Source organism: Mesorhizobium sp. M2A.F.Ca.ET.037.01.1.1 (assembly GCF_003998075.1).
Classification (GTDB): Bacteria; Pseudomonadota; Alphaproteobacteria; order Rhizobiales; family Rhizobiaceae; genus Mesorhizobium.
The window spans coordinates 1-10,389 of record NZ_RZSA01000113.1; the positions used below are offsets into that span (position 1 = coordinate 1).

The 10,389-nt window shown below is 63.3% G+C and carries 9 protein-coding genes and 1 other RNA gene; 7 read left to right on the forward strand and 3 right to left on the reverse strand.

The window, feature by feature from the left end:
- Together EOA27_RS08505 and EOA27_RS08510 are read right to left on the reverse strand one after the other, a co-directional pair.
- On the reverse strand, positions 1–988 hold a 988-nt coding region (locus tag EOA27_RS08505), incomplete at its 3' end, for a DUF3419 family protein (RefSeq protein ID WP_127255949.1).
- Between the two features lie 44 nt (positions 989–1,032).
- Positions 1,033–4,665 carry a hydantoinase B/oxoprolinase family protein gene (locus tag EOA27_RS08510; RefSeq protein WP_126081982.1) on the reverse strand — a complete coding sequence of 1,211 codons (3,633 nt, stop codon included), beginning with the start codon at positions 4,663–4,665 and terminating at the stop codon, positions 1,033–1,035.
- A 177-nt stretch (positions 4,666–4,842) separates the two neighbouring features.
- On the opposite strand from EOA27_RS08510, the gene EOA27_RS08515 reads away from it, so the two are divergent.
- From EOA27_RS08515 to EOA27_RS08545, 7 genes are all read left to right on the forward strand, one after another.
- Positions 4,843–5,049, forward strand: coding sequence for a hypothetical protein (locus tag EOA27_RS08515; RefSeq protein WP_082056158.1), 207 nt, complete (start codon positions 4,843–4,845; stop codon positions 5,047–5,049).
- Positions 5,050–5,183: 134 nt separating this feature from the next.
- Positions 5,184–5,903 carry a DnaJ family molecular chaperone gene (locus EOA27_RS08520; RefSeq protein ID WP_126081983.1) on the forward strand — a complete coding sequence of 240 codons (720 nt, stop codon included), beginning with the start codon at positions 5,184–5,186 and terminating at the stop codon, positions 5,901–5,903.
- Entirely contained in the window at positions 5,900–6,685 is a 786-nt protein-coding gene (locus EOA27_RS08525; protein ID WP_126081984.1) for an N-acetylmuramoyl-L-alanine amidase, read from the forward strand. Before EOA27_RS08520 ends, EOA27_RS08525 begins: the two co-directional genes overlap by 4 nt.
- A gap of 166 nt (positions 6,686–6,851) precedes the next feature.
- Positions 6,852–7,553: a transglycosylase SLT domain-containing protein gene (locus EOA27_RS08530; RefSeq protein ID WP_126081985.1), complete on the forward strand. Its 702-nt coding sequence runs from the start codon at positions 6,852–6,854 to the stop codon at positions 7,551–7,553.
- A gap of 128 nt (positions 7,554–7,681) precedes the next feature.
- Positions 7,682–8,077: RNase P RNA component class A (gene rnpB, locus EOA27_RS08535), an RNA gene on the forward strand.
- A gap of 158 nt (positions 8,078–8,235) precedes the next feature.
- A complete protein-coding gene (locus EOA27_RS08540) occupies positions 8,236–8,520 on the forward strand; it encodes a type II toxin-antitoxin system ParD family antitoxin (RefSeq protein WP_126060079.1) in 285 nt (94 codons plus the stop codon).
- Entirely contained in the window at positions 8,517–8,861 is a 345-nt protein-coding gene (locus EOA27_RS08545) for a type II toxin-antitoxin system RelE/ParE family toxin (RefSeq protein WP_245466994.1), read from the forward strand. The genes EOA27_RS08540 and EOA27_RS08545 overlap by 4 nt, the downstream gene beginning before the upstream one ends.
- A gap of 17 nt (positions 8,862–8,878) precedes the next feature.
- Here the strand turns inward: EOA27_RS08545 and EOA27_RS08550 are convergent, their stop codons facing one another.
- Entirely contained in the window at positions 8,879–9,994 is a 1,116-nt protein-coding gene (locus tag EOA27_RS08550) for a cystathionine gamma-lyase (protein ID WP_126081986.1), read from the reverse strand.
- Between the last annotated feature and the right edge of the window lie 395 nt (positions 9,995–10,389).

Below are 10,389 nucleotides of genomic sequence, written 5' to 3' on the forward strand. Positions count from 1 at the left end.
GGTGGATGGCGACGCGATCGATGTTGTCGCGGATCGTTTTGTAATTGCGCTGTTCCAGATAGGCAGGCAGTGCCGCCTCGCCGGGCTGCGGATAGCGGCGGGCAAAGGCCTGCCAGGCGAAGTAGTTGTTCTTCAGCGGGAAATCGCAGGCGAGCTTTTCGAGCCGAGCCTTCAAGACGCTCGCCATCGAGCCGTCGCCGGAGGTGATCAGCGAATCGTACTGCGCCGGCGGGATGCCGAGGCCGAACAGCGAAGCCTTACGCGAGGTCGCCCAGCGCAGCAGCCTCTTGTCGAAGACGGGCGCCAGTTCCTCGTTGAAGAAGCGGCGCTGCTCGCCGATATTCTGCGCCTTCATGATGCCGGTCGGGTCGACACCAAACAGCTTGCCGACGCGATGGCCCATGGCGATAAAGAGCCCGAGCAGGCCGGTCTGGTAGAAGTTGCGGTCGAAGACCGAGATGCGGCGGCGGCCGCGCCAGTTGCGGCGCTCCCAGTAGTGGCGGCTGACCGCATCGAGATGCGGTGCGATGAAGCGATCATAGGCATCGGAATTGTGGCTGGTGTCGGCTGCGCCGAAGAAGCGGAACAGGTCGCCTTGCGACGGCAGATGGCGCACCGCTTCCAGCTTCATGCGGTTGAGCGCGATGTGCGCGGCATTGAGATCGACGGCGTCGATCTTGGCCGGCGACCGGGTCAGGTAGGCCAGAATGTTACAGCCGCCCGAGGCGATAGTGACGACGCGATGACCGGCGCCGAGCTGCATGGCGTCCATGTCGACATCCGGGTCTTCCCAGATCTGCGGATAGACCAGACCGGAGAACAGGAAGGCGAAGAGCCGCTCGGAAATGCCGTCCTTCGACAATGCGCGGTTCTGGTAGACGGCCTTTCCGACTTCCTTGCCTCGACGATAAACGAGTTCTCCGGATACGTCCGACATGGAAAGGTGATTCCCCGTTTGCGTTGGCGCAAGCGGGTAGCGCAGCGTCATGACAGGCAGGTGACAGCCTGTTGACGGCAGGCTGTCACGAATTCTTACGCGCTTCCGAAGCCTCCAGGTGTCGGCGTGGTGACGATGACGGCTTCGCCGGCATCGAGCGTGGTCTGGTCGCAGGCCTTGAGGATGTCGACCGAGCCGTCATTGCGCCTGACCTTGGTCGAGCCCGACTCGCCGTCGCCGCCGCCGTCGAGACCCTGGGGCGGCCGGCTTCGATGCGAGGACAGGATCGCGCATTCCATCTTCTCGAGAAAACGGATTGTGCGCCTGGTGCCGTCGCCGGCATTCCACTTGCCCTTGCCGCCGGAACCCTCGCGGATGTGGAAGTCTTCCAACACGACGGGGAAGCGCAGTTCCAGCACTTCCGGATCGGTGAGGCGCGAGTTGGTCATGTGGGTGTGAACGCCGGAGGTGCCGGCAAAACCGCGGCCCGAATTCATCCGGCCGGCCGGTGAGCCGGAGCAGATCGTCTCGTAATACTGGTATTTCTTGTTGCCGAAGGTGAGGTTGTTCATCGTGCCTTGCGCATTGGCCATGGCGCCTATCGCGCCGAACAGCGCGTTGGTGACATGCTGCGAGGTCTCGACATTGCCGGCGACGACGGCGGCGGGGTAGGCTGGCTTCAACATCGAGCCGTCGGGGATGACGATGTTGATCGGCCTGAGGCACCCGGCATTCATCGGGATCATGTCCTCGACCATGACGCGGAAGGCATAGAGTACGGCTGCGCGCGCCACCGGCTCCGGCGCGTTGAAATTGTTCTCCATGACAGGCGAGGTGCCGGTGAAATCGACGGTCGCCTCGCGCTTTTTCCGGTCGACGGTGATCTTCACCCTGATCACTTGGCCGCTGTCGGTCGGGTATTCGTAAGCGGCGCTGTCGGGAAGCCGCTCGATCACGCGGCGCACGCTCTCGGCGGCATTGTCCTGGACATGGCCCATATAGGCCTCGACGACATCGAGGCCGAAATGCGCGACCATCTTGCGCAGTTCCGCCACACCCTTTTCGTTGGCGGCGATCTGCGCCTTGAGATCGGCGATGTTCTGGGCAGGATTGCGCGCGGGGTAGGGATGGTCGGTCAGCAGTGCCTCCAGCTCCGTCTCGCGGAAGCGGCCGCGATCGACGATGCGGAAATTGTCGAACAGCACGCCTTCCTCATCGACCGTTGTCGCGAGCGGCGTCATCGAGCCGGGTGCGGTGCCGCCGACATCGGCGTGATGGCCGCGAGAGGCCGCCCAGAACAGGATCTCGCTCTGGGCATCGTCGAAGACAGGCGTCACCACCGTGATGTCGGGCAGATGCGTGCCGCCATTGTACGGCGCGTTGAGCGCGAAGACGTCGCCGGGATGGATGTCGCCGGAATTCAGGCGGATGACGGTTTCGACGGAACGGTCCATCGAGCCCAGATGCACCGGCATGTGCGGCGCGTTGGCGACCAGCGCGCCATGGCGGTCGAACACGGCGCAGGAAAAATCGAGCCGCTCCTTGATGTTCACCGAATAGGCGGTGTTCTGCAGCGTCACGCCCATTTGCTCGGCGATCGACATGAAGAGGTTGTTGAACACCTCCAGCATCACAGGATCGGCCTCGGTGCCGAGCGCCGCGGCACGCGCTTTCCGTTCCGTGCGGCGGATCACGACGTGGTTGAGACCGGTGATTTCGGCCCGCCAGCCGGGCTCGACGACGATGGTCTGGTTCGGCTCGATGATCAGCGCGGGGCCGGCGACCGTGTTGGATGGCCTCAGGTTTTCACGGCGATAGACGCCGGCCTCGTGCCAGCGGCCCTCGGTATAGATGCGCCGGCTTTCCGAAGGCTTGGGCTCGACTCCTGCCGCTCCGTCAGGGGCGGAGGTTTCAGCCTTGTCCTGTCGAGCGGCCTCCATGCCTTCGACGGCGACGGTTTCTACGACGATCGGCTTGTCGTCATAGATGAACCCGAACTGCGCCCTGTGCGCGGCCCCGAAATCGCTTCTGGCGCGGAAGATCGAGCCATGCTCGAAATTCACCGGCAGGGCCGTGTCGGTGCCGTCGTAGCGGACATGCAGCACGGGCCTCGTCGAAAGCGCCTCCTCGGCAATGCCCTGTTCGCCGAGTTCGGCGACGACCTCGCTGCGCAAGGCTGCGATGAGCGCCTCGATTGCGGTGCGCGATTCCTCGGCAAGCGGCTGCAGCAGGCCCTGCTGGCGCGAGGCGAAGACCGACGAGAGGCCGATGCCGTAAGCGGAAAGCAGGCCGGAAAAGGGATGGATCAGCACCGCTTCCATGCCGAGCGCGTCGGCGACAAGGCAGGCGTGCTGGCCGCCGGCGCCGCCAAAGCAGTTCAAGAGATATTCCGTGACATCGTAGCCGCGCTGCACCGAGATCTTCTTGATGGCGTTGGCCATGTTCTCGACGGCGATGGTGACAAAGCCTTCGGCGACCGCCTCGGGCGAACGGCCGTCGCCGATCTGGGCGGCAAGTGCCACGAAATTCTCGCGAACCGCGCCGGCGTCGAGCGGCTGGTCCTGGCCGGCACCAAAGATCGCCGGGAAGAAATCGGGCTGCAATTTGCCGAGCATGACATTGGCGTCGGTGACGGCGAGCGGGCCGCCGCGCCGGTAGGCGGCGGGGCCGGGATTGGCGCCGGCCGAATCCGGGCCGACGCGGAAGCGTCCCGCCTCGTAATGCAGGATCGAGCCGCCGCCGGCGGCGACCGTGTGGATGCGCATCATCGGCGCGCGGATGCGCACGCCGGCGACCTCGGTATCGAAGGCGCGCTCATATTCGCCGTCATAATGGGCAACGTCGGTCGAGGTGCCGCCCATATCGAAGCCGATGACTTTTTCGAAGCCAGCGAGCTTCGCCGTCTCGACCATGCCGACGACCCCGCCGGCCGGGCCGGAAAGCAGCGCGTCCTTGCCCTGGAACATATCGGCGGCGGTGAGGCCGCCCGACGACATCATGAACATCAGCCGCGGCCCGGCGCCCAACTCGCCCGCTACACGCTGCACATAGCGCGACAGGATCGGCGACAGGTAGGCGTCGACCACGGTGGTGTCGCCGCGGCCGACCAGCTTGATCAGCGGCGAGACCTCGTGGCTGACTGAAATCTGGCTGAAGCCGATCTTGCGGCAGACTTTTGCCACGGCTTTTTCGTGATCCGGGTATTTCCAGGCATGCATGAAGACGATGGCGACCGCGTCGATGCCATCGGCCCTGGCCTGCTCGATCGCCGGGCGGCAGGCGGCGATGTCGAGCAGACGCTCGACGCAGCCATCGGCGCGCACGCGTTCGTCGACCTCGATCACCCGCTCGTAGAGCTGCTCGGGCAGGATGATCTCCTTGGCGAAGATATCCGGCCTTGCCTGGTAAGCGATGCGCAAAGCGTCGCGAAAACCCTTGCTGATGAGCAGCAGCACACGGTCGCCCTTGCGCTCGAGCAGCGCATTGGTGGCAACGGTGGTGCCCATTTTGACGTCGCCGATCGCGTCGGCGGAAATGGCGGCGCCGGCCTTCAGACCCAACAGGTCGCGGATGCCCTGGATGGCTGCGTCCGCATAAGCCTCGGGATTCTCGGACAGGAGTTTTCGAGGGTGCAGCCGGCCCTGCGGATCACGGCCGATGATGTCGGTGAAGGTGCCGCCGCGGTCGATCCAAAAATCCCATTTCCGTGTTTCCGCGGCTGCCGGCATTCTGCTTGTCCACTCATGTCTTCGTGCGCATGTTCTGTTAGTTCGGGATTTCCCCGCCAGCAATTGCAAGTTGATGTTACATATCGAAATGCAACGTTACGAAACCGTCGAGCCTGCTGATGCATTTCCCCTGCGACCGCTCACCGAAACGTGAGCGTCTGTTGAAGGAGACATACCATGAAGAAGCTCATCTTGGCGTCTGTTTCGGCGCTCGCCCTGCTGGGGGTCGCGGCTTGCAGCGACAGTGGCACCGACAATACCACCACCCAGAGCACCAATCCGCCGGCCAACGAGCAGCCGATGAAGCCTGCTTCGCCCGACGCTTCGAAGCCCGCTGAACCGGCTCCGGCAACAAATCCGGCTCCTGCCGCGCCTGCGCAGTAAGATCCGACCACATAAATTCAAGGAAGGCCGGCAATGCCGGCTTTCCTTTTGCTCCACCGATCCCGAAGGTCGCCCATCACCTGCGGCATTGTCCAGGCTTGATAGAACCGCCCGGTTCGCTCTATGAAGCCGGCATGTCGATTTGGGACCGCCTTGGCGACTTCATCGCTCGTGTTTCGTCGTCGGCGTCCTCGGGCGTCGCGGATGTCGTCGAAGCCGTGCGTACCGTGTTTTCCGGCGATCCGGACCTGCGCCGGCGCGTTGCCTTCTCGGTGGCCATGATCGCGCTCTCCGCCAAGATGGCCAAGGCAGACGGCATCGTCACCCAGGACGAGGTGCGCGCCTTCCAGGAAATCTTCGAGGTGCCGCCGAGCGAGACACGCAACGTGGCGCGGCTTTACGATATCGCCAAGCAGGATGTCGCCGGATTCGAGACCTATGCCCAGCGCATGGCGCAGCTTTGCGGCTCCGGCCATGCAAACTGCATGATGCTGGAAGACATACTCGACGGGTTGTTCCACATCGCCAAGGCGGATGGCCTCATCCACGAGCAGGAAGGGCAATTCCTGCATCGGATCGCGGAGATTTTTCAGATCGACGAGGCGCATTACGAGGCGATCCTGTCCAGGCACGTCGATCTTGGCGCCGCCGATCCCTATGTCGTCCTGGGGATCGAGCGGGGCAGGCCGTTCGAGGAGATCAGGAAACGCTATCGCAAGCTGATCTCGGACAATCATCCCGACCGGCTTATCGCGCGCGGCTTGCCGCAGGAATTCATCAAGATCGCCACGACCAGGGTCGCCGCGATCAACGCCGCCTATGAGAGGATCGAGCGGGGCCTCAGGCACGCATGAGCGGTTTTCTGCCCGACCATCCAGAGGCGGAGGTTCGGGTCTCGCCCAATTTCGGCCCGCGCCGCGAGACGCTTCGGCCCGACATGATCGTGCTGCACTATACCGGTATGGCAAGCGGCGCCGGCGCCGAGGCGTGGCTGTGCGACCCGGCGAGCGAGGTGTCTTCGCACTACCTCGTTCATGAGGACGGTCGTATCGTGCAAATGGTGCGCGAGAGCGATCGCGCCTGGCATGCCGGCCAGAGTTCCTGGCTCGGGCGAACCGACATCAACTCCTGCTCGGTCGGCATCGAGATCGTCAATCCCGGGCACATGCTGGGCTACAAGGCCTTCCCGCGGCGGCAGATCGGCGCCGTGATCGAGTTGTGCGCGGGTATCGCGGAACGCCATTCCATTCCCGCGGCAAGGGTGCTCGCCCATTCGGACGTGGCGCCGGGCCGCAAGGTCGATCCGGGCGAGAAATTTCCCTGGAAGACGCTGTTCGCGGCCGGTATCGGACATCTCGTGCCGGCGGCGCCGATAAAGGCGGGCGCTGCACTGAAGGCCGGCGATGCCGGCGCCGACGTTGAAGCACTGCAATCGATGCTGGCGCTCTATGGCTACGGTGTCGAGATATCGGGTGACTATGACCGGCGGACGGAAATCGTGGTGGCGGCCTTCCAGTTACATTTCCGCCGGCGGCTGGTCGACGGCGTGGCGGACAATTCGACGATCCGCACACTGCAGAGGCTCCTGGCTTCCGTAAAGGCAACTCCCGTCAAAAAGTCGCGTCGGGATCCTTAAATTACAATCTGTCACTCAAAGTGAATTGCGCCGCCTTCATTGCCGCCAATTCCGCCTGCAAATGCCCCTTCCGCAAGTTGTCGGGCGTCTATCCCCCCAGGCACCCGATGTTGAGTTGACCTAACTGTGCGAAGTTCTTCGTGCAGCTCTAACAGAACAGGACTACATGCAAAAATTGACCGTTGTAGCGGCAGCCGTTGCTGCCGGAGTGATAAGTTTTGCCTTCAACCAGGCCAACAGTGCCCCGCTGAGCCCCAGGGCGGACAACGGCCTCGCAGCCGTAACGCCAAAGGCAGGCTCGAGCATCAAGACGGCAAAAACCGCGCGGGCTGCTCCGGCAAGGGTTCAGAAGGCCGCCGCAACCCGGGTGACAAAATCGACGGCCAAACGCGCCAAGCGCGGCAGAAAGGCTGTCGATCTCACCACGACGGCCTCGATTAAACCCGGCAAGATCGCCGTGGCGACGCCCGCTGCCGCCGGCGAAGGCCAGTATTCGGCGATCATCGCCCGCTATGCCGCGAGCTATGGCGTGCCGGTGTCGCTAGCCAAGGCCGTCATCAAGATCGAAAGCAACTATCGGCCGAACATGGTCGGCGGCGCCGGCGAGATCGGCCTGATGCAGATCAAGCCGGCGACGGCCCGCATGATGGGTTATACCGGTTCGGCCAAGGGATTGTTCGATCCCGACACCAACATCAAATACGGCATGAAGTATCTCGCCATGGCGCGGGACCTTGGCGGCGGCACCACCTGCGGCACGATCCTGAAATACAATGCCGGCCACGGAGCGACGCGGATGAACCCGGTCTCCGCCGCCTATTGCAGCAAGGTGAAGGTGCAGATGGTGGCGCTGGGCTCGCCGGCCTGACGCTATGCAGCGCGGCGGATTTGTGCAACGCGCGCTTTATGCACGTCGTTGCCCCAAACCGCCGCGCATTTGGGGCGAGGCGCTTTTTCGTTTGCGTTTTCAGCCGGGAATCCCTTTATACGCGCTTGCCAGCTGGCCGGGCGGCCGCACCCGCGGGAGCCGAAAGGTTGCGGGTGAGGAAAGTCCGGGCTCCATGGAGACACGGTGCCGGCTAACGGCCGGCGGGGGCGACCCCAGGGAAAGTGCCACAGAAAGCAAACCGCCGCGGCATTGCCGCGGCAAGGGTGAAAGGGTGGGGTAAGAGCCCACCGCGCGACTGGCAACAGGAGCGGCAGGGCAAACCCCACCGGGAGCAAAACCGAATAGGGGCGGTGCGAGGGGAAACCTTCGAGGGCTGTTTCCGGCCCACCGTCCGGGTTGGTTGCGTGAGGCGCATGGCAACATGCGCCCGAGATGAATGGCCGCCACGTTCTCGTCGCAAGGCGAGGGCCATACAGAACCCGGCTTACAGGCCAGCTGGCATTTTTTCTCGTAACGATAGCTGAACGGGATCAGAAGGTTAGGCCGATGAGCGGGTCTTCTGATTCAAGGGTCCTGCAATACAACCTCCCAATGCTGCCAAACGTGTTCTTGAAGCCGGTGCGATTAAATCGTACCTTCCAAGAAAGGACAGGAGCACGTCATGGGCCAGGTCGATAAACGTAGCATCACGCTTTCGCCGGAACTGGCGCAGGCAGTCGACGATGTGGTCGCCGCGGGCGAATATGCTTCCGCGAGCGAGGTGATCCGCGATGCGCTCAGGCAGTGGAAGGAGCGCCGCGACCTGCTCGGCTACACCGTGGAGGAGTTGCGGGAATTGGTGCAGGAGGGGATCGATAGCGGACCGGCGCTGGACGGTCCCCCCTTAATGGAGCGATTGCGCGCCAGATATTCGAAGATGGCGGAAGCCAAAGGCGCTGACGAGTGAAGTACCGCCTGCTTCCACAGGCACTGGTCGACCTCGAAGCTATCGGCGACTATATCGCCGCCTACAATCCTAATGCCGCAATCCGTTTTGTGGAAACTCTTCAGCGGCGATGGGACTTGCTAACCCTCCATCCCCGATCGGCGCACCGCGCGACGACATCCTGCCGGGCATTCGCCACCTTGTTGTCGGGCAGTACCTTACGTTCTATCGAATTGGCGACGATGCGATCGAAATCCTGCGCGTGTTGCATGGCCGGCGAAGGATCGAGACAGAGGATATGGGACCCTAAAGCGCGTCGCGTTGAAACTGATTCAGGCGACGCGCTTAAGTCTTTGTTTTGATGCGTGTCGTTGTCCGCTCAACTGGCGACTTTGTCCAACGACGCCTCGATCGCCTGCCAAAGCTCCTCGACCGGCTCGCAGCCGATCGACAGGCGCACGAAGCCGGGCGGCACGGCGTCGCCGCGCTTCGAGCGCCGTTCGGCCGAGGTGTGCACGCCACCGAAGGAAGTCGCCGATTCAATCAGCGCGCAATTGTCGATGAACGCCTCGGCCTTCTGTTCCGAGGCCAGTTCGAACGAGATCAGGAAGCCGAAGCGATCCATCTGGGCGCGCGCCAGATTGTGCGAGGCATCGCCCTCGAGGCCGGGATAGCGCAGGCCGCCGACCGCGCGATGGGTTCTCATCTTCATTGCGATCGTTTCGGCCGAGGAGCACATCCGGTCGAAACGCACCTCCAGCGTTTCCAGCCCGCGATGCACAAGCCAGGCCTCGAAGGGACCGGGGATGCCGCCGACCAGGCTGCGCCAGTCGGTCACCTTGGCGATGATGTCGGCATCGCGGCTCGCGACATGGCCGAAAAGCACATCGGAATGACCGTTCACCGCCTTTGTGTCGGCGGAGACGACGATGTCGGCGCCGAGGTCCAGCGGACGCTGGCCGAAGGACGTCATCGTCGTGTTGTCGACGACCAGCAGCCCATCCTGCCTGTGAACGGCTTCGGCCACCGCTGTGATATCGCAGATGTCCAGCCGGGGATTGGACGGCGTCTCGGCAAAAACCAGCCGGTAACCATCGAAGCCGCCGTCGAGGAAGGTTGGCGTCGGCCTGGTGTCGCAGGCAATGCCGAGGGGATTGAGAAAGCGCTCGGCCATGGCGCGCGTGGCGTGATAGCCGTCTGACGGCAGAAGCACGCGGTCGCCTGATTTCAGCAGCGCGAAAAACACCGACGAGATTGCGCCCATTCCGGACGGGAAGGCGACGCACTGCGCGCCTTCGAGGTGGCCAAGCGCGTGCTCGACGGCGCGCCAGGTCGGATTGTCGTAGCGGCCATACTGATCGAAGCCGACCTCTGCGCCCGGCGTGTGGAAGATCGATGCCATGGTCAGCGGCAGCGGGATCGGGTCGCCCTTGGCGAAATCGCGGCTGCGCAAATGGGCAAGCGCCGCGGCGCGGGACTTCGCTTTCTTGGACATCAGGCTTCATCCCTTCGGCTGAATAGAAATTGCCAGAGACGCTATGCGTGCCGGCTGTTTGCGGCAAGCAGCGTCCTTTTGGCCAGAGGGCTCTAAACGCTTCGTTAGGCTTAATGGAGGATAAAGACGAGACGTGCCTTCAGCCTGCGCTTTGTGGTTGTGATGCGCGTGTTTGTGATGCCTGTTCCCGTTGACGCCCATAGTACCCCATGATATCCCGTTCACATCATCAAGCTTTCGTTCCGCGTCAGGGTGAAGCGTACGCCAATCGGGCAGCCGCGGCGGCTGCGCGTTTGCCGGTTTTCGCCCCGGTGAATGAAGCGATTTGCCGCGAGTGCGGCGAGGGCGCGGAGAACAACATGGGAAGGGGTGCGGCGGCGGAAGCGGCTGTAGCG